At 47.8% G+C, this 1,235-nt stretch carries 1 protein-coding gene; it reads left to right on the top strand.

Going from position 1 to position 1,235, the window contains the following annotated elements; translation table 11 throughout:
- Positions 1-1,235: phosphoenolpyruvate carboxykinase (GTP) (locus B7X71_RS17280; RefSeq protein WP_293601648.1), on the top strand; the 1,235-nt coding region annotated here is incomplete at both ends.

Here is a 1,235-nt window from a genome sequence, read left to right as displayed (position 1 = left end):
CGCCACTGGCGAATTCGTTCCTTGCATTCACACTGTTGGTAAGCCATTGGCTGCGGGCGAAAAAGATGTTGCTTGGCCTAACAACAAAACCAAGTACATCGTTCACTATCCAGAAACTCGTGAGATTTGGTCTTTTGGATCTGGTTACGGTGGCAATGCATTGCTAGGTAAAAAATGTTTTGCTTTGCGCATTGCATCCAATATGGGGCGCGATCAAGGCTGGTTAGCTGAACACATGTTGATCTTGGGCGTGACTTCACCCGAGGGCAAGAAATACCATATTGCCGCGGCTTTCCCATCTGCCTGCGGAAAAACCAACTTCTCTATGATGATTCCTCCAAAAGGCTTCGAGGGTTGGAAGGTCACTACGGTTGGTGATGACATTGCATGGATCAAGCCACGCAAAGACCCTGTTACAGGTAAGACACGTTTGTTTGCGATTAACCCAGAGTCTGGTTACTTTGGTGTCGCTCCAGGTACAAATCGTCAAACCAATCCAAACTGTCTCGATTCATTAAACCAAGATGTGATCTTCACTAACGTTGGTTTAACTGATGATGGTGATGTTTGGTGGGAAGGTTTAACTGATACTCCCCCTGCACATTTGATTGACTGGCAAGGCAAGGATTGGACTCCCGCTGATGGTGCCGCCGGTCGTAAAGCTGCGCATCCAAATTCACGCTTCACTGTAGCCGCCACAAATAATCCTGCAGTTGATCCAAATTGGGACAATCCTGAGGGTGTTGCGATTGATGCATTCTTGTTTGGCGGTCGTCGCTCAAACACAGTGCCATTGGTAAGTGAAGCACGTGACTGGGTAGAAGGTGTTTACATGGCAGCCACAATGGGCTCTGAAACCACCGCTGCGATTACTGGCCAAGTAGGCGTTGTACGTCGCGACCCATTTGCGATGATTGCATTTGCTGGTTACAACATGAGCGATTACTTCCAGCATTGGTTGAACATTGGTAGCAAGCTTACTGCCGAAGGTGCTGTGCTACCAAAGATCTATTGTGTGAACTGGTTCCGCAAAGATGAAAACGGCAAGTTTGTATGGCCTGGTTTCGGTGAAAACATGCGCGTGCTCTCTTGGATCTTAGGTCGTGCTGAAGGTACGGCTAAAGGTAAAGAGACGGTGTTTGGTATTTGCCCAGAGCATGCTGACATGCATTGGAATGGCCTCGATTATTCAGCAGACAAATTTGAAAAGGCCATTACCGTTGCTGTTGACGATT

Source organism: Polynucleobacter sp. 39-46-10 (assembly GCF_002282275.1).
Note: the sequence above shows the minus strand (reverse complement) of the source record. Positions and strands in the feature narration are given on the sequence as shown.